This is a genomic window from Bacillus sp. TCT6 (assembly GCF_056033845.1).
This window is the reverse complement of the sequence record NZ_JBVYHX010000001.1, coordinates 884908-902687: the sequence shown is the minus strand read 5'-3', so window position 1 is coordinate 902687 and position 17780 is coordinate 884908. Positions and strand designations below refer to the sequence as shown.

The 17780-nt window shown below is 37.7% G+C and carries 18 protein-coding genes; 10 read left to right on the top strand and 8 right to left on the bottom strand.

The window, feature by feature from the left end:
• Positions 1–155: 155 nt before the first annotated feature.
• A complete protein-coding gene (gene asnB / locus AC0ONG_RS04515; RefSeq protein ID WP_474203522.1) occupies positions 156–2003 on the bottom strand; it encodes an asparagine synthase (glutamine-hydrolyzing) in 1848 nt (615 codons plus the stop codon).
• A gap of 239 nt (positions 2004–2242) precedes the next feature.
• On the opposite strand from asnB, the gene AC0ONG_RS04510 reads away from it, so the two are divergent.
• Positions 2243–2797, top strand: a complete 555-nt coding sequence (locus AC0ONG_RS04510) for a DUF2777 domain-containing protein (protein ID WP_000616052.1) — start codon at positions 2243–2245, stop codon at positions 2795–2797.
• Positions 2798–3001: 204 nt separating this feature from the next.
• Here the strand turns inward: AC0ONG_RS04510 and AC0ONG_RS04505 are convergent, their stop codons facing one another.
• Complete coding sequence (locus tag AC0ONG_RS04505; protein ID WP_000233496.1) at positions 3002–3367, bottom strand: YisL family protein; 366 nt, start codon at positions 3365–3367, stop codon at positions 3002–3004.
• A 150-nt stretch (positions 3368–3517) separates the two neighbouring features.
• On the opposite strand from AC0ONG_RS04505, the gene rocD reads away from it, so the two are divergent.
• Both rocD and AC0ONG_RS04495 read left to right on the top strand, forming a co-directional pair.
• The gene (gene rocD, locus AC0ONG_RS04500; protein WP_000616660.1) at positions 3518–4708 is read left to right on the top strand and encodes an ornithine aminotransferase; all 1191 of its coding nucleotides are present in this window, start codon (positions 3518–3520) and stop codon (positions 4706–4708) included.
• A 110-nt stretch (positions 4709–4818) separates the two neighbouring features.
• Positions 4819–5103: a hypothetical protein gene (locus tag AC0ONG_RS04495; protein WP_000926870.1), complete on the top strand. Its 285-nt coding sequence runs from the start codon at positions 4819–4821 to the stop codon at positions 5101–5103.
• Between the two features lie 35 nt (positions 5104–5138).
• On the opposite strand, the gene AC0ONG_RS04490 is transcribed toward AC0ONG_RS04495, so the two are convergent.
• Positions 5139–6038 carry a fumarylacetoacetate hydrolase family protein gene (locus AC0ONG_RS04490; protein WP_001213078.1) on the bottom strand — a complete coding sequence of 300 codons (900 nt, stop codon included), beginning with the start codon at positions 6036–6038 and terminating at the stop codon, positions 5139–5141.
• Positions 6039–6284: 246 nt separating this feature from the next.
• Here AC0ONG_RS04490 and AC0ONG_RS04485 point away from each other — a divergent pair, with 246 nt between their 5' ends.
• The 7 genes from AC0ONG_RS04485 to gerPF all read left to right on the top strand — a co-directional run bounded on the left by AC0ONG_RS04485 (position 6285) and on the right by gerPF (position 8546).
• Positions 6285–6464 carry an aspartyl-phosphate phosphatase Spo0E family protein gene (locus AC0ONG_RS04485; protein ID WP_000462848.1) on the top strand — a complete coding sequence of 60 codons (180 nt, stop codon included), beginning with the start codon at positions 6285–6287 and terminating at the stop codon, positions 6462–6464.
• A gap of 96 nt (positions 6465–6560) precedes the next feature.
• Entirely contained in the window at positions 6561–6782 is a 222-nt protein-coding gene (gene gerPA, locus AC0ONG_RS04480) for a spore germination protein GerPA (RefSeq protein ID WP_001111188.1), read from the top strand.
• 14 nt (positions 6783–6796) lie between these two features.
• Complete coding sequence (gerPB, locus tag AC0ONG_RS04475) at positions 6797–7003, top strand: spore germination protein GerPB (protein WP_001012509.1); 207 nt, start codon at positions 6797–6799, stop codon at positions 7001–7003.
• Positions 7004–7070: 67 nt separating this feature from the next.
• A complete protein-coding gene (gene gerPC, locus AC0ONG_RS04470) occupies positions 7071–7685 on the top strand; it encodes a spore germination protein GerPC (RefSeq protein WP_001070761.1) in 615 nt (204 codons plus the stop codon).
• A gap of 6 nt (positions 7686–7691) precedes the next feature.
• A complete protein-coding gene (gene gerPD / locus AC0ONG_RS04465; RefSeq protein WP_001052807.1) occupies positions 7692–7886 on the top strand; it encodes a spore germination protein GerPD in 195 nt (64 codons plus the stop codon).
• A gap of 15 nt (positions 7887–7901) precedes the next feature.
• Entirely contained in the window at positions 7902–8288 is a 387-nt protein-coding gene (locus AC0ONG_RS04460) for a spore germination protein GerPE (protein ID WP_000902327.1), read from the top strand.
• A 42-nt stretch (positions 8289–8330) separates the two neighbouring features.
• Positions 8331–8546: a spore germination protein GerPF gene (gerPF, locus tag AC0ONG_RS04455; protein WP_001141566.1), complete on the top strand. Its 216-nt coding sequence runs from the start codon at positions 8331–8333 to the stop codon at positions 8544–8546.
• Between the two features lie 137 nt (positions 8547–8683).
• On the opposite strand, the gene AC0ONG_RS04450 is transcribed toward gerPF, so the two are convergent.
• The 5 genes from AC0ONG_RS04450 to AC0ONG_RS04430 form a co-directional block, all read right to left on the bottom strand.
• Positions 8684–8971 carry an RNA polymerase alpha subunit C-terminal domain-containing protein gene (locus AC0ONG_RS04450; protein WP_000255717.1) on the bottom strand — a complete coding sequence of 96 codons (288 nt, stop codon included), beginning with the start codon at positions 8969–8971 and terminating at the stop codon, positions 8684–8686.
• 12 nt (positions 8972–8983) lie between these two features.
• Positions 8984–12709: a helicase-exonuclease AddAB subunit AddA gene (addA, locus tag AC0ONG_RS04445; RefSeq protein WP_474203521.1), complete on the bottom strand. Its 3726-nt coding sequence runs from the start codon at positions 12707–12709 to the stop codon at positions 8984–8986.
• Entirely contained in the window at positions 12706–16221 is a 3516-nt protein-coding gene (addB, locus tag AC0ONG_RS04440; protein ID WP_326265945.1) for a helicase-exonuclease AddAB subunit AddB, read from the bottom strand. The genes addA and addB overlap by 4 nt, the downstream gene beginning before the upstream one ends.
• Positions 16222–16336: 115 nt before the next feature.
• A complete protein-coding gene (gene lepB, locus AC0ONG_RS04435) occupies positions 16337–16900 on the bottom strand; it encodes a signal peptidase I (protein ID WP_326265944.1) in 564 nt (187 codons plus the stop codon).
• Positions 16901–16956: 56 nt separating this feature from the next.
• On the bottom strand, positions 16957–17550 hold the full coding sequence (locus AC0ONG_RS04430; RefSeq protein ID WP_000347517.1) for a TVP38/TMEM64 family protein: 594 nt from the start codon (positions 17548–17550) through the stop codon (positions 16957–16959).
• Positions 17551–17780: the final 230 nt, after the last annotated feature.

Below are 17780 nucleotides of genomic sequence, written 5' to 3'. Positions count from 1 at the left end.
ATACTTTTCAGAACGTTTGTTTCAAATTATAACAAGTAATAATAAGTACGTCAAAATAATAATTCTAATTAAGTATTATTTATAAGGTGATTTTGAATTTTATATGACAATTTCTTTAATAAAAGCGACTTACATAATTGCAAGCCGCTTTTCTCCTATTCTTTAATATTTACCCCATACTCTTTAAACCAAACATGAATTTGTGCTAAATGAGCTAAAAGCTGTGGCCCAGTCATCAATTGACCAAACCACGGTGTTTGAAATGCACTGCCACCAGACTGAATCAATCCGCTCAACTGCTCTTTATCAAATAGTTCGTGTAAAATTGAACCTTTATCTGTTAATAGATTTTGAAGCCATACCGTTACTGCCTTTGTATAGTGTGGATTGTGCGTTTTCGGATAAGGACTCTTCTTCCTATATAAGATGTCATGTGGGAGTACATCTTCTAACGCTTTACGTAATAGACCTTTTTCGCGGTTTTTATACATTTTCATTTCCCAAGGAATATTCCACGCATATTCGACAAGACGATGATCTGCAAATGGAACGCGTACTTCTAAACTTGCCCCCATACTCATACGGTCTTTTCTGTCTAATAATGTTGTCATAAACCATACCATATTTAAATAAAATAATTGGCGTCTTTTTGCTTCTAGTGGACTTTCCCCCTCTAAAATAGGAACTTCTTGAATCGATTCCTCATAGCGCCTTTGTACATATTGTTGTAAATTTAGTTTATTTCTCCATTCTTTTTTTAGAAGTTGTTCACGTGCCTCTGTAGAACGCATCCACGGAAATGCACTCGATTGTAAATCATCTTCTCTATAAAACCACGGATATCCACCAAATATTTCATCTGCACATTCTCCAGATAAGCCAACGACAAAATCTTGTTTAATTTCTCGGCAAAACCATAATAATGACGAATCGATATCTGCCATACCAGGCAAATCACGAACGAGTACCGCTTCAGTTAAATACTCTGCTAATTGTTCATTCGAAATGACGCAGCGATGATGGGTTGTTTGAAATGTCTCAGTCATTAAATTAATAAACGGAGCATCTGAATTTGGCTGAAACGCATTCGCTTTAAAGTATTTGTCATTATCTTCATAATCAACAGAATATGTGTGTAATTTCCCTTTTCCTGACCTTGCATATTCTTTCGCAGCAATTGCTGTTATAGCGCTCGAATCTACACCGCCTGATAGAAAAGTACATAGTGGTACATCAGAAACGAGCTGCCTTGTAATCGCATCTTGTAATAAAAAGCGTGTTTTCTCTACTGTTTCTTCAAAGGAGTCTTCATGTTTTTTACTTTCCACATTCCAATATCTCCATATACATAAACCGTTCTTTGAAAATGTCATCGCATGACCTGGACGTAATTCTTTTATACCAGCATAAATACCGTGGCCAGGTGTTCTTGACGGTCCGAGTCCGAATATTTCTGATAATCCTTCTAATGTTACTTCTGCCTTCACATCTGGATGCGACAATATCGCTTTTAACTCCGAACCAAATAATAAGCGTCCGCTATCATATTTATAAAAAAGTGGCTTTACACCTAATCGATCTCTCGCAATAAATACTTGTTCTTTCTGTTCGTCCCATACTGCAAACGCATATATACCGTTTAAATGATCGACACATTCTTCTTTCCATTCAATATAAGAAGCTAATAATACTTCTGTATCAGAATGACCTTTGAACGTATATCCTCTTCTTAATAATTCCTTTCGAATGTCTTCTGTGTTATAAAGTTCACCGTTATAACAAATGGCATAATTCGTTTCATCTTTTAAACAAGTCATCGGTTGTTTACCACCCTCAGGATCAACAACGATTAACCGTTTATGCCCAAATGCGACATTACCTTTAATCCAAACTTTATTATCATCTGGACCGCGTTTCGCTAACGTCTCAGCCATCTTCGTAACGACATCTCTTTCTCCTTCTAATGAGCGTTTATAATCCACCCATCCTGTAATCCCGCACATATAAATCATCCTTCCATCTTATTTCTTTTCTTGAACGTGCAGTAATCCCCACCCTGTGAGTGCGGATCAAAAAAATGACAAACTTGACGATAACCTACTATCCACATATGGAATAGCATTCTCACTCAGTAAAACGTGTTTTATTGTATGCCCACCTATGTTTAGATGTGTCTAGTTATAAAGAATGCACGAACTGTCTATAACAGGAATAACTACTTTTCATAAAGGAGAAATCGTGTATGATACAACGTAAACATATTTTATATAACCAGCCCCGTGCTCATACAGTCGGTAATGTAGAATATATAAACAATGAATGGGTATTCTTTGATGATGAAAATGATGAAGCGTTTTTATTAGAAGATATTGCCGAAGATGGGTTTGAAGTTTTATATAATAACAATTGGCTACCAGCCCGTTTCTATGAACAAGATGTATTACAAATCGCCAACGAACAACACCATTTGCAAAATGGTGAAATGATACGTATTCGAAAAAAGTTACTTCTTAGTTATAATGAATGGCTCGAGGAATTACCTGACTCCGTCTTCACATTATTAACTGAATCATTGCAATCACTTCACTACTCTTTATATGATTGCATGTATTGTCATAATTATTTATCTTTCTTACCGAAAGAGGAGTCACGCGAAGGAGTAAATATTCTTTTGTTTGATAACGAAGAGATGATCTGTACACTGCAGCACCATTTCGTCCGTCACACTACATCCAATAAAAATATGTTCCGTTTTACGAGAGTAAATGGGGAAGAGTTGCATATCGATGCGACATAAAGTGAAGGCTAATAATCAGTGGGGCAGCCCCACTGATTATTAGCCTTCACCAATCGGGTGTTTACGAGCAGTTGATCTCCCGCCTAACTTCTTTGCTTAAGCTGAATTTTGAGGTGGGAGTTTTACTGCCCGTTAATACGGGATAACGTAAAAAACCACCTTATCTCCCAAGTCTTTGAGATTATAAGGTGGTTTTATTTTTTATTAGAATACTTTCCAGCCAATCGGTAATTTCAGCCCAAGGTAAAATACTGCTACTAGCGCAACAATAAATAAGCCCCAAACCGCCCCTGTTGGTTTGTTTTTGCTCATTTTCACAAGAACCATTTCCATTCCACCGATAACTAAAATACCAGTTAACATTTTTAAGCCATACCACATGTGCATGCTACCTGTTGCTGTCTTCACAATACTCATGTACAACATGAAGCCTGTCACAATAATGATGATATACATTAGGCGAAGCCCCATATGTACACCTTTACCTTTTCTTCCTGCTGAATAAAGTGAATACGCAACGAAGAATAAAATTAAACCTAACGCCCATGCTGTAATATGCATATGTACCATCGTATCCCTTACCTCCTCTTTTCACACTTTTTCACTCTATATGATAACATGTTCATTTATTTTCAGGAAATGTTTCGCTTTTTTACATTTAAATGATATAATATTTAGAGTATTTACAAACTTCTTGTAATAACAAAAGGGGGAACAATCATGATTCAAACTAAGGATATTATCGAACTTACAGACACATACGGAGCAAATAACTATCACCCACTTCCAATCGTTATTTCTAAAGCAGAAGGTGTTTGGGTAGAAGATCCTGAAGGAAACCGCTATATGGACTTATTAAGTGCATATTCTGCAGTAAACCAAGGTCATCGTCACCCGAAAATTATTAACGCTTTAATTGACCAAGCTAATCGTGTTACGTTAACTTCTCGTGCTTTCCATAGCGATCAATTAGGTCCTTGGTACGAAAAAGTTGCGAAACTAACTAATAAAGAAATGGTACTTCCAATGAACACAGGTGCTGAAGCTGTTGAAACTGCAATTAAAACAGTTCGCCGCTGGGCTTATGATGTGAAGAAAGTAGAAGCAAACCGTGCTGAAATCATCGTTTGTGAAGATAACTTCCACGGACGTACAATGGGTTCTGTTTCTATGTCTTCAAATGAAGAGTACAAGCGTGGATTCGGTCCAATGCTTCCTGGCATCGTTGTAATTCCTTACGGTGATTTAGAAGCATTAAAAGCCGCAATTACACCAAACACAGCAGCATTCATTTTAGAACCGATTCAAGGTGAAGCTGGAATTAACATCCCACCAGCTGGTTACTTAAAAGAAGCTCTTGAAGTATGTAAAAAAGAAAACGTTTTATTCGTAGCCGATGAAATCCAAACAGGCTTAGGCCGTACTGGTAAAGTATTCGCTTGTGACTGGGACGATGTAACTCCTGACATGTACATACTTGGTAAAGCACTTGGTGGCGGTGTGTTCCCGATCTCTTGCGTTGCAGCAAACCGCGACATTTTAGGTGTATTTGAGCCAGGTTCTCACGGTTCTACATTCGGCGGTAACCCACTTGCATGTGCTGTATCTATCGCAGCTCTTGAAGTGTTAGAAGAAGAAAAATTAACAGAGCGTTCTCTTCAATTAGGAGAAAAATTAGTTGGGCAATTAAAAGAAATTGATAACCCAATGATCACTGAAGTTCGCGGTAAAGGTTTATTCATTGGTATCGAATTAAACGAGCCAGCTCGTCCTTACTGTGAACAACTAAAAGCAGCTGGTCTACTATGTAAAGAAACACACGAAAACGTAATTCGTATCGCACCACCTCTAGTAATCTCTGAAGAAGATTTAGAGTGGGCATTCCAAAAAATTAAAGCTGTATTATCATAATAATAGAGAGGTTGTCCGGCATGTTGGGACAACCTCTTTCTTTTTATATTCATTTATATTAAGATAAAATCGTAATTTTCTGTATTTTAAAATCGTAAAGGAGGTGCGATATGCTATTAAGATACGGTAAACAGATTAACTATTTAGCTACATCTTTTATTTTAGTTACATTCTGTGGCTTCCTACTTTCCACAACATGGCTTACTCACTACTCAACTCCTACTACATTCACACTACTGAAAGCATCATTTTGGACTGCTGTTATTCTTACTATCATTGGTTTTGGACGAGAAAAAAGTGCACTTACGGTTATACTATTTGGCATTTGTACACTTGCATTCATTGGCCTTTACACTTTTTCCGTTATCGATTACCTCTATAACCCAAGGCCATAAAAAAGAGCTATCTTTTAACAAGATAGCTCTTTTCTTTATTTCACTACATTTCGCAAAGTACCAATTCCTTCTACTGTAATGACCACTTCATCACCAGCATGTAAAAACTTCGGTGGTGTAAAACCTTTTCCGACACCAGCCGGGGTTCCTGTTGCGATAATATCACCTGGTTCTAAAGTCATTCCTTTGCTTATCGTTGAAATAATTTCTTCTATCGAAAAAATCATTTTATTTGTGTTGGAAGTTTGCCTTACTTCTCCATTTACTACCGTTTCAATGTGTAATGCATTCGGCGCATTAACCACCGATTTATGAATTAAATACGGTCCCATCGGGCAAAATGTATCGAAGCTTTTCCCAAGGAAAAACTGTTTATGTTTTCTTTGAATGTCTCGAGCTGTTACATCATTTATAATCGTATAACCAAAAACATGCTCAAGCGCTTTTTCTTTTTTAATTTGCTTCCCTCGCTTACCTATAATGACAGCTAGTTCTCCTTCATAATCTAGTTCGTCCGTTGCGTGAGGGTGACCATTAATTTGCTCATTTATGCCAATAACTGTTGTTGGTGCTTTCGTAAAGATCATTATATTTTCTGGAATAGACTCTACTCCGCCCATTTCTACCGCATGCTCACGATAGTTTTTTCCAACGCACAAAATATTCTTTCTTGGCCTTGGAATCGGTGCTAATATTTTCACCTCTGTTAACGGATAATACGCCGCTTCCCCGTTCTCTTTTGCCCAATTTACAATTTCACATACTTTCTCAAAGCACTCAGTCCCTCTTTCAATACACTCTAACATTGTAATAGGGATTGTAACCTTTTCCCCTTTTTGTCTTTGCGCTTCTCTTAAGTGTAATACCTTTTCTTCTTCTTCATCCACAATACCTACAAATACCTTTTCTTCTTTCTTCGCCGTTACAAAACGCAATATTTCCACTCTCCATCCTAAAACTCATACCCTTTAATTGTATTCGCATCCGCAAGAAAAAAACCTTCTCATGCACGCTAATTTTTACAATATTCTTCTCACATCCTATTCGTTACCCCTCTACATTTGGCATAAAATGTAGAATTTTTACTTTTTTTAGCGAAGGTATTTCTTTTTTATGGAGTTTTTGTATAATATGTACTACATATATACTAAAAATTTCATTTAGAGATGGAGCCGATTTCAATGTTTGAGCAAGCGATTGAAAAAAAACGTGAAAAAATGATTTATTTTGCTGAACGCTATGGAATGACTTCTCAAAAAACAGTGGATTGTAGCCAAGAACTGGACAGGCTCTTAAATGTAATTTGGCATGTACATACGGATTTTCACTCAAATCAAACACTCAACACACACACGCAATAATGTGTGTGTTTCTTTTATTTCAAAAAAACACACATTTTATCGGAAACGCCCATACAATAGTAGAAAAGAAAATTTTAAAAACGAAGGGTGTTTTGTATGCCAGCTATGGTCGGACATATTCGTATCGTCAATATTGGATCAAGTGGTATTTTTCATATTGGAGATGTATTTGCGATTAGGCCTATTAGTTACTCACGTGCTTTCGCCGGGGCCGGCTCTTTTAATGTTGGAGATAATGTTTCTGTCTACAATTATCAAAGTGCAACGACTGTTAATGATTCAGATGTCGTTGATCAAGCGATAATTGGTTCAACTTAAAGGGGGCGATTGTATTGAATTTTTACGTAAACCAAAGCATTATCATTAATAGCATTAAAATTGATAGCATTACAACCTCTTCTGTATTCCAAATTGGCACTGCCGGAAGTATTAAAGCCCTATCCAAATTTTCAAATACGGGCGGATTTACGGAGCCGCTTCGCCCATTACAGGCAAACGGACAAATTATTTCTATCAAACCATCAACTAGTTCTTCTTAAGACATCCTTGTCATAAATATATAGCAGGAATATTTTTACCCTCCCTATTGAAAAGGAGGTTTCACAAATGAATCAAGATATATATACTTACTTACACCAACTTCAACAAGCTCTTCAAACACAACAAGCAGCCATCCTCAATTTAGAAGATCAAGTGCGTCAACTCCAAGAAGAGCTTAACGAATTAAAAAATCGCCCCTCCTCTTCTGTAGGAAAAGTGGAATACAAATTCGATCAATTAAAAGTCGAAAATTTAAATGGCACTTTAAATATTGGCTTAAACCCATTTTCAGCAAAAGGACAACAAATTGAAGATTTTCAAGTGGATACAGAAACATTGAAGGTAAATCCTGAAACCGAAACAAACCCAGACTTTTATCAAGGTATCCTCCAAGAAATGCATCGATACTTAGATGAAGAAGCATATAATCGTATTCTCCATTTTGAACAAGAAGAGAGAACACCGCTTGATGAAATGTATCGACAAATGATGGTGGATGACATAAAAAAACAGATGGAGCATCGACTCCCTTATTATTTATCACAAGTTCAATCATATGAAGGTATTTCAACAGATCCAGATTATTTACGAGATATCATTATCCAGGCAATGAAACAAGATATTGACAAAGCCTTTCTCTCATTTATTCAGCACATACCGGGAAATTTCCGAAAGGAGTAAGTATGTATGAACCTTAACGTTGTAAACCGTGAGTTAAAAGTCGGACAGATTAAAATGAACGGTGTATCGTCGTCCGCACTCTTTTTAATTGGAGATGCAAATCTCCTCATTCTATCTTCTATTCTCGATACACCATTTGAAACAGTTACAGAGGGTCCATTTGTACCATTAGTAACAGATGTCCCTCCTACTCCAGGTTAAGGAGACTGAGAAATTATGTTGCATCATGTGTCCATTGTCCAAAATGTTTCTATTATTTCTTTAGGGATTACTGCCGTATTTCAAGTTGGAGATGCAAACCAAATGGAATTAAAAAGTAGAGCTCTTGCCGTCCACCGTGAAATTCCTTGTTATATAAGGGGAGAAGGTCGCTTTGATGCTTTTGAAATCTTTACAGATGAACACATTACAATTCCAAAACGAACGACAGATGTAAAATTAAATATTGTAAATGAATGCCCTTTTATTGAAGTTAATAATGTTGAATTGCGGACACTTTTAAATTCTGGTTGCTTTCAAATTGGAAATGTTGATTATGGTTTTAATAACTCTCGTATTATGCAAATCCGCCAATATATTACGGATGAACCTTCCGCACAATAATTCATATAGTAAGTAAAAAGCTTAGTAAAGTAGGTGGATGGTATGCCTTCGGTTGTAGGAAATCTCGTCGTTCAAAATAGTAACGGCTCTTTCAACTTAGGAGATTTTTATAACGTATCTCCGAAAGAAAACACGAAAGCTTATAACGGATCTGGGGCTTCCAATGTTGGATTTGTCGTAAATACGTTTAACGGTGTTAGTGCAACAAATACGTTTGATTCTGATGTGGCGGATCAAGATCAGATTGGAACAGCGTAAAAAAAGTAGGAGATATTCTCCTACTTTTTTCTTTTATCTAATTCAAAATTATTAAAATGAAATTTTAATAAGAAAGAGCTTTACTGTCCACAAATAGCAGTATAAACAAGTAAGTAGTAAAGAGGCACTATTTCATTTTATTTAAATGATAACCCTCTCTCCTCCAAAGCCTTTCTAAGCTTCGGCATAGACGCAGGTCCCATACCATGCAGTTTTAAAATCTCTTTTTCACTATACTTGGATAGTTCTTCTATCGTGTGAATTCCATGGTGCTCTAGCGCATTTCGTGCTGGTGATGAAAGAAGTGAAAGAAATCCTGTTTTAGGTTTCTTTTCTTTCTCACAAGTCGGGCAAGTTGGGCAATCGCTACTTTTGTAGTATTCATGTCCTTTTTCACAAGTTCTTAACGTTTTTTCCGTTACCATTTTCAAGCCCCTCTATTCCTCAATATTTACAACATGATTCCCATCAAAGAAGTATAAACATTTCTCTTTCACAGGATGTTGTAAGCTTTTCTCCAGCGCTTTTGCATATAACGAAAGCTGTACTTTATATCGATCTTCTAAAATTGGTTTTGCTTGTTCGAATCCACCTGGGAATTTCCCTTCAATCGTATCTGTTTTGAAGTCGATTAACGTAATGCCGTCTTCCTCTTCAATCATGCAGTCGATAACCCCTTGGACAAGAATCGTTTCTTCACTCTTCCCTTGCCAATCTTGATATGCTTCTTCTGCTGCAAGCATCATCGTAAATGGCACTTCACGCTCAACACTTTTCGCCGCTAGTACCCTTTTACCTAAATCACTGTCAAAGAATGAAATTACTTTTTCAATCGCTATTTCTTCCGCCTGCTCGAATGTTAATAATTCCTTATTTACCATTCCAGCAATTTGCTCTTGCAGAACTTCAACCGTAATCGGCTTCTTCAAATCAACATGCTGCATAACGGCATGGACTGCTGTTCCACGCTCTGCGTACGTTAATCCTTTTTTCTCCATAAAGCGCGGACGTGTTTTAATTGGCGCACGTAGTTTTTTAATAAAGGTATTATCGCTACCTTCTTCAGATTGATAATTTCTCTTTATTTCTGTAACAGATTGCTTCGCACGATAAGATGTTGCATCCTCATATCCGTACTTCCACATTAATCTGTCGTACACTTCTTCTTTCCGTTCACTTTGCAGGGGAACAGCCTTTTTCTCACGAAGCGCTTCTAACAATTCTTGTTTCTCTTCTTGAACTGGCTCTGGTGCAAGTAGCGTGTTACCGTCCACAACTTCTACTTTCCAGTTCGTGTCATACCCGTAAATTTCATCTGGAATACTTCCTTGTCCTAATTCAAGAAGCATTTCACTATCACGGTGTCTATATAATGAAGGTGCAATCCAGTCTAAATAACAAGACGCTCCGGCACGTATGTGATCCGGTAATAACCATTCACTATGTTCCCTCGCATCAAGCCATTTTTCCATCTCCTTATTTGCATCCTTAACTGTTCCGATTAAAATTAACTTCTCTTTCGCACGCGTCAACGCTACGTATAGTACGCGCATTTCTTCCGCAATTAATTCCATTTTCATTTTACGTTTAATCGCAAGCTGTGATAATGTCGTGTATTTAATTCGTTTACGCGGATCGATAAATTGCGAACCGAAACCGAAATCTTTATGGAGTAAGAAACGTTTCATTAAGTCTTGTGTATTAAAACGACGGCCGAGTCCAGCTACAAATACAACCGGGAACTCTAGCCCTTTACTTTTATGGATCGTCATGATGCGAACAACGTCTTCTTGTTCACCGAGGGCCCTCGCCGTCCCCATATCATCACCGCGTTCTAAAATACGTTCAATAAAACGTAAGAACCGGAATAATCCTCTAAATGATGTTGCTTCATATTGTCTTGCACGGTCATATAGTACGCGTAAGTTTGCCTGCCTTTGCTTTCCAGCTGGTAAACCGCCAACGAAGTCGTAATAACCTGTCTCGCCGTACACTTTCCAAATTAAATCAGAAAGTGATTGTTGACGTGCAAATTCACGCCATCCTTGCAGTAAGTTATAAAACCACTCTAGTTTTTCATGAAGTTCTTGTTCCTCTTCAAGCGGTGCACCTTTTAAGAATGAGCTCATTACTTCATAAAACGAGCCTTTCTTTCCGTGAGCACGAAGCGTCGCAAGGTCTTCATCGTTTAATCCAACGATTGGGGAACGAAGTACAGCTGCAAGCGGGATATCTTGCATCGGATTATCAATAACGCGGAATACGTTCATCATAATATTTACTTCCGTTGCTTCAAAATAACCAGTCGCAAGGTCAGCATATACCGGAATTCCTTGCAATTTTAACTCTTCCATAATTTGCGGCGCCCACGGCATGGAGCGAAGTAAAATAACGAAGTCGCGGTATTGTACAGGACGCATACTATCCGTTTTACGGTCATACACTTCATAACCGGAATCAACCATCGCTTTAATGCGTTGCGCCATAAGGCGAGCTTCAAGCTGTGCTTTTTCGACTTCTGCACCTTCTTCACCGTCTATTACTTCTTCTTCCGTTTGCTGAATACAGAGTAATTCTGCCGCTACATCTTCACCTTCTGGATAGGTAGCACCTAGTTTTAATTCAGCGTCAGCATCGTAGTCAATCTCTCCAACTTCTTCGCCCATAATTTGTTTGAAAATGAAGTTCGTACCTGCTAGTACTTCATGACGACTACGGAAGTTTTTCGCTAAGTCAATCTTCATTCCGCCGCCCAATCCTTCTTGTGTGAAGCGTTTATACTTTCCTAGGAATAGTCCTGGTTCAGCTAGTCGGAAACGATAAATCGACTGCTTTACGTCACCAACCATGAACAAGTTTCCTTCACTCTCAGAATCTTTTGTTACGAATTTAATAATGGATTCCTGTACAAAGTTCGTATCTTGATATTCATCGACTAATACTTCAGTAAATTTATTACGATATTGGAGCGCCACTGCTGACGGATTCATTTCACCATTTTCACTTTGTTCACTTAAAATTTGTAAACAGAAATGCTCTAAATCTGTGAAATCGACCATTCCTTTATCTCGCTTCATCGCTTGGAAACGCTCTGTAAATACTTTTACAAGTTGAACAAGCTTTTCTAATACTGGGTGCATATCTTGAAAATCTCGTAAGAAACTTTCAGGTTTGCGGCTAAATAACTCTTCTTGTAATTTCTTTACTTCATCTTTCGCTTTATTACGAAGAGAGTCTACTTGTTTTACAACATCTTCATTGTAATCACTTTTCTTAATACGCTTTAACGTTTGCCACGATACGTTTTGCATCGCTTCATACACGCTTGTCCACGACTCACGAGCAGCTGATGATAACGTTCCAAGTAATGCTACATCTGCTTGCAGGGTTTCAACGCGAGGCGCTGGACCGTCAGGAAGCATTGCGAGTTCAGTTGCCTTACGAATATGCTGTTCCGCTGTTTCAAGCTGGAATTTCACATCTTCTAATAAATAAGAAGCATATACTAAATCTTCAATTGTCTTTCCTTCTACGTCATATGCTTCTACTAATTTATCAAGCCATTTTTCCGGATTTGGATGCGCTCTTGACTCTGTATGAAGCGCTAAAATCATACGTTGTAAGTCATCATCACTACGGTCACTCGTATAACGATCAACAAGTTCAAAGAAGATTGTATTATCTTCGATTCCGTACTCTTCTTCTAATATGTCATCTAGCACTTCTTCTTTTAACAATTCATTTTCTGTTTGATTCGCAATACGGAAACGAGGATCAACATCCAGCATGTAGTAATATCCTCTAATTACTTGTAAACAGAATGAGTGAATTGTTGAAATGGAAGCTTTATTTAATAGGCTCAGTTGCTTTCTTACATGCTGAGAGCCTGGTTCATCAATTAATACCTTTTCTAACGCTTCCCCAATTCGATTTTTCATCTCTTGCGCTGCTGCATTTGTAAATGTTACAACGAGCAGGCGGTCGACATCGACTGGATTCTCTTCATTAATAATCTTTTTAATAATACGTTCAACTAATACTGCTGTTTTACCTGATCCAGCTGCAGCCGCAACTAAAATATCACGTCCGTTCGCTACAACAGCTTTCCACTGGTCATCTGTCCATTGACTACCTTCTGGTTTTTTAGGCCAATTTTCTATCATTCTCCGCCAACCTCCTCTCTTATTTTCTCCATCGCTTCACTATCTTTCATATCTTTTAACGTACGGAATTGATTATCTTCAAGTGACTCATCAAATTGACAAACAGATTTGAAGTTACAGAACGTGCACGCTGCTTTATTTCCCATTTTATAAGGAGCAATATCGATAACACCTTCTGTAATATCTTTTCCGATATTTTCAAACGTATGGTGTACATATTTTTGCAGTACGTTAAACTCTTGCTCACTTGCAATACTTGAACGCGCACTAAAGCTACCGTCTTTTTTCAGGCCAGCAGAAATAATATCTGAACTTCCTGTTGAAAGTTTGTTATCCATTAAACGAACAACGTCAGCATCTCCTAATACGAGTCCTTTCATTTTAAATTTCTTTAAAATTTCTTTTTCAATTTCGGCTTCAGATGCGTCACCTTTCATTTCAACAATTGGATTATGGATATGAAAATACAATACACCCGCTGGTGATGCTGCTTGGCCTTTTTTCATCCACGTCTGTGCATTCGAAGTAACAACATCTAAATACGTTAACATTTGAAGTGCTAATCCGTAATACACTTCTGTTAAATCTAACGCTTTTGAACTTGATTTATAATCAATAATACGTAAGAACGTCCCGTTCTCATCTTCTGCCTTATCAACACGGTCAATACGGCCGACTACTTCCATCTTCACACCATTTGGTAGTGAGAATTCCATCGGCGGAAGTGATCCTGTACCGCCCATACCGAATGGCACTTCTAAATCAACTGGTACGAATCCGCTCGACTTCGCATGTTCACGAAGAATGATTGACGTACGGAAAATGATTTGTTGTAGTTTTTGTTTTAAATAGAAATGACGGTTTGAACTTAATAAAATTTGTCGTTGTAATAACGGTGCGATTTCTTCTATTACTAAGACAGAAAGATGCTCACACTCTTTTATAGATAAATCCGCCCAAGTGCGGTTTTCACGCAATAACTTATCCGCAATTTTCTTTAATGCCGCATGGAATAATTCACCGATGTCTGGTGCATCAAGCTTGAAAATATCACGCTCTCTAAGTGATAAACCGTGCTGTGCAAAATGAGCGTATGCACAACGGTTAAATAGTTCCATACGAGAGACGCTTCCTTTAATTATATCTCCATATAAATCTCTACTTACTGCTGTACTTAGCTTCTTCGCACGATTTCGATAGAATAAACTTGATAAGACGCGGCTACTTTTTTGTTTCCATTCATCTGAAGTTACGTAGAAGTTGTATACGTCCCACCAAAAGTCTAAATTCCCTTCAAATCCGTATCGCTTCCACGTTTGTAGTTGCTGCATAACGTAAGATAACGTTACTTCTGGCGTTGCTACGTATGAAATTTGTTCTGAACGTGATAAATCATTTACGTCATTCGTAATAAATGAATCTTTCACATTAGGGAACATTCTTTTTATTTTCTTAATAAAGCTAGACGCAAGTAACGTCTTTCCTTCTTCATCTGCAAGCGGGCATGAAATGTATAACCTCTCAGACGCTCTCGTTACCATTTGATACATAACGAACTGTTCTTCTAACAAAGTTTGTCTCGTCGTTGGCGCTAATTCAATCCCTGCCGCACCAAGAACTTCTCTTTCCTCATCAGAAAGCATACCTTCATCCATAGGTGCTGCTGGAATGACCCCCTCATTTACACCTATAATAAACGTTGCTTTCACGTCAGATAACCTGGAGTGATCAATATTAGCAATTAACACTTGGTCTAATGACGGCGGAATGTTAGCAAATTGAAGTGCCTCAAGACCTGTCGACATAACGTCCGTAAACATAGAAAGAGACATTTTCTCTTCACCAAGCATCTCTACAAATGTATCAAGAAGACTCATTACTTCTTCCCATACTTGTTCATGATCTGTCGCAAATAAGAAATCTCCACTTTCTTCTGCACGTATACGTAATTCTTCTAGCTTCTTCGGAACATCCAGTTCTTCTAAAAATAAGTAAACTGCTTCACACATTTGCATAACTGTTCCTGCACGCTTTAACCTTTTTTGCATGCGAATAACAGGTGTTCTTACAACGTCACGTAACATATTTATTTTCTCTTCCATTTCACGTTCACTGTCTGTAATCATCCCGTTCGTATCATCAAGAGAACGATAACGGCGATACATCCATGGATCCTCTGAAGTCCACCTCTTTCCTTGTACACCGTACGCTAAACAGTAATTTTCAAATTCATCCATTTCTTCACGCATCGTTTCTTTTCTTACGTCTAATGGATATAAAAGCTCTGTTTTCACGCAGCGGAACACCGCATCATAACGCCAATTCCCACTAATAATCTCGAGTGCAGAACGAATACATTCTACTAATGGGTGGTGTGACATCGGACGCTTTTCATCGATGAAGTGCGGGATATTGTAATCTGTAAATAACGTGCGCATCACATCGTAATAACTTTCCCCATTACGAAGAAGCACTGCAATATCTCGGTAACGATATTTTTCATTCGCAACAAGTTTACGAATTTCACGAGCAACACCTTCTACCTCCGCTCGTAAATTCGCAGCTGTGCTAATCGTTACACTCGCTTGACCGTTAAATTTTTCATTCGGACGCGCTTCATAATGAGCTTCTAAATGCGCTAATGCCGGAGAATGAAAACGCGGCTGTTCCATAAGTGGAATTGTTTTTTCAATTTCTATTTTCTCTTCACGCGCTACTTGTTTGATTTTTTCATACGTTAACGTCGTTTCATAAAATAAATCGAGTTCATTTACTGGCTGTGCTAACGTTTTTTCATCTATCGTTAACGTGATCGTAACTCTCGCTCCGCAAATCATAAGCTGTCTTACAATCTCTAACTCTTGCGGGGAGAATGAATGAAATCCATCTATATAAATTTCCGCACCATTTACATATTCAGACTGCGGAAGCTTTTCCACTAGCAATTGCAGGTAGTCTTCTGAATCTAAATATTTTCCAATTAAAGCACGTTCAAAATCATCGTATAATAGCTGTAAATCATACACTTTATTCGCTAGTAACTTTTGTTCGGCACTGCTACTATGCGCATCCAATTGTTGCCACATTTCATATACGTTAGATGGCGTTACATTGTAACGTTTAAACTCTGCAATCATACTGCCAAGATGTTCAAAGAAACCGTTTTGCTCCGCTGCTTTTTGGAACACCGATAATCCATCTTTACGAGACTCTACAATTTTACGGAGTAACATATGTACACCCGCTTCATCAATATGAAGACGACTCGCTCCGCCAACTTCTTGTAGTACCTTCCACGCTAATCGTGAAAAACTAAAAACTTGTGCCCGAATAGAACCTCTTACATCCTCACTTCCAATTAACGCCTGCTGCGTCTGGAATGTCATCTGTTCTGGCACAAGATATAATATTGTTTTCCCTCTCGGGCGTTGTTTTAATTCTTCTTGCACTTCGCGTAAACAAAGTGTACTTTTTCCACTTCCCGCTCTACCAATCACAAATCGAAGTGACATGTAACCCCACCTTTCACTTACATAACGAACGTTAGTTTGCTACTATAATTGTATTATAGTACACGAAAAAAGACAAACTGAGTTGTTTGTCTTTTCTATACTTCTATCTATTATATCAACCTTTTGAAAAATTCGTTTGCACCTCTTGAATTGGCCAATATCGCAAATCAACTTTACCGACGACTGTATCAGCTTTTACAAAGCCAAAGTGTCTACTATCCCAGCTCCCGAGCCGGTTATCACCTACTACAAAAATAAACCCGGGTGGCACCAGCTTTTCTTTCGTTAACTCTTCTAATTTAAAGTCGCCTGTTAGTTGCCTTCCATTTATCTCTTTCTTATATTTCTCTAGATACGGCTCATCAATAAATTGTCCATTTATATATAACTTATCATACTTATATTCAATATGATCTCCAGGTAAACCGATAATTCGCTTTACATAGTCCTCTTTTTTATTCGCATGAAACACCACAACGTCAAATCTGTTCAAGTCCCCAACTTGATAACTCACCTTATTTACAACGAGCATATTACCATCTTGCAATGTCGGCATCATTGACTTCCCCTCTACAACATACGTTGAGAAGAAAAACGTTCGAAAAAATACAGCTAATAATACACCAATTAAAATTGTTCGTATCCACTCTATGCCTTCTTTTTTCAAAGTTTTCTTCATCCGCTTCTCCCCTTATCCTTTAATACTGAAGCTTTCCTTTACAAAGAAGACTATTCTTAATGTAGTTCTAACTTTACTTCAATTTTCTTACCGACATACCATAAAATAAAAATACCAATCGCTACAATGACTGATTTCACCGGATTATGAATAAATGACATTAAATCATGACCGATATACGTTAAAATAAAAATCATCACAAGTTTTCCGAATGCTAACGCTAGCCCAAACTGTTTTACACTAATTCGTGATAAACCAGCGACAACATTTATTAGCGCTGACGGTGTAAACGGAAAACAAAATATAACAAAAATCGGTGCGAATCCTTTCCTTTCAATCCACCCCATTGCTTTTCTTACTCTCTCATGCTTATTTACAAACGAAAAGAAACGACTGCGACCAAAATGGCGGATGATGAAAAAGACAAGTAATGCACCCATTACTGATCCAAGCCATGAATAAAGAAAACCGAGCCAAAAGCCAAATGCAACAGCATTCGCCAGTACAAATACAATAAGCGGTAATGCTGGAATCAACGCCTCTATCATCGGTAAACCAATACCAAGAAGTGGTCCGAACGCTTTATAACTCTCAACAATATGATCCATATTTTCTGGTGAAAAATACTCTTTGATTGTCTGAAAATCCATTCTACACTTTACCCCTTTACTCTAAATACTATCCCTACTGTATCATTGCTTATATGAAAGAGGAAATGGTAGATACGACATATGGAGATGTATTTATTAAAGTTTCCATATCTTTCATAAGAATTCCTTCATTATTTAGCTATGATAATCTATCAATATTCGACAGGAAATGTCGTTCGTTTTGTTATTTAGGTGGTTTTCCGGTATTTTTATCGGTAAATGAAATTACA

What these genes read in the sequence shown, in the direction of transcription:
- asnB (WP_474203522.1), bottom strand. Translation starts at nt 2,003, where the DNA reads ATGTGCGGGATTACAGGATGGGTGGATTATAAACGCTCATTAGAAGGA.
- AC0ONG_RS04510 (WP_000616052.1), top strand. Translation starts at nt 2,243, where the DNA reads ATGATACAACGTAAACATATTTTATATAACCAGCCCCGTGCTCATACA.
- AC0ONG_RS04505 (WP_000233496.1), bottom strand. Translation starts at nt 3,367, where the DNA reads ATGGTACATATGCATATTACAGCATGGGCGTTAGGTTTAATTTTATTC.
- rocD (WP_000616660.1), top strand. Translation starts at nt 3,518, where the DNA reads ATGATTCAAACTAAGGATATTATCGAACTTACAGACACATACGGAGCA.
- AC0ONG_RS04495 (WP_000926870.1), top strand. Translation starts at nt 4,819, where the DNA reads ATGCTATTAAGATACGGTAAACAGATTAACTATTTAGCTACATCTTTT.
- AC0ONG_RS04485 (WP_000462848.1), top strand. Translation starts at nt 6,285, where the DNA reads ATGTTTGAGCAAGCGATTGAAAAAAAACGTGAAAAAATGATTTATTTT.
- gerPA (WP_001111188.1), top strand. Translation starts at nt 6,561, where the DNA reads ATGCCAGCTATGGTCGGACATATTCGTATCGTCAATATTGGATCAAGT.
- gerPC (WP_001070761.1), top strand. Translation starts at nt 7,071, where the DNA reads ATGAATCAAGATATATATACTTACTTACACCAACTTCAACAAGCTCTT.
- gerPD (WP_001052807.1), top strand. Translation starts at nt 7,692, where the DNA reads ATGAACCTTAACGTTGTAAACCGTGAGTTAAAAGTCGGACAGATTAAA.
- AC0ONG_RS04460 (WP_000902327.1), top strand. Translation starts at nt 7,902, where the DNA reads ATGTTGCATCATGTGTCCATTGTCCAAAATGTTTCTATTATTTCTTTA.
- gerPF (WP_001141566.1), top strand. Translation starts at nt 8,331, where the DNA reads ATGCCTTCGGTTGTAGGAAATCTCGTCGTTCAAAATAGTAACGGCTCT.
- AC0ONG_RS04450 (WP_000255717.1), bottom strand. Translation starts at nt 8,971, where the DNA reads ATGGTAACGGAAAAAACGTTAAGAACTTGTGAAAAAGGACATGAATAC.
- addA (WP_474203521.1), bottom strand. Translation starts at nt 12,709, where the DNA reads ATGATAGAAAATTGGCCTAAAAAACCAGAAGGTAGTCAATGGACAGAT.
- addB (WP_326265945.1), bottom strand. Translation starts at nt 16,221, where the DNA reads ATGTCACTTCGATTTGTGATTGGTAGAGCGGGAAGTGGAAAAAGTACA.
- lepB (WP_326265944.1), bottom strand. Translation starts at nt 16,900, where the DNA reads ATGAAGAAAACTTTGAAAAAAGAAGGCATAGAGTGGATACGAACAATT.
- AC0ONG_RS04430 (WP_000347517.1), bottom strand. Translation starts at nt 17,550, where the DNA reads ATGGATTTTCAGACAATCAAAGAGTATTTTTCACCAGAAAATATGGAT.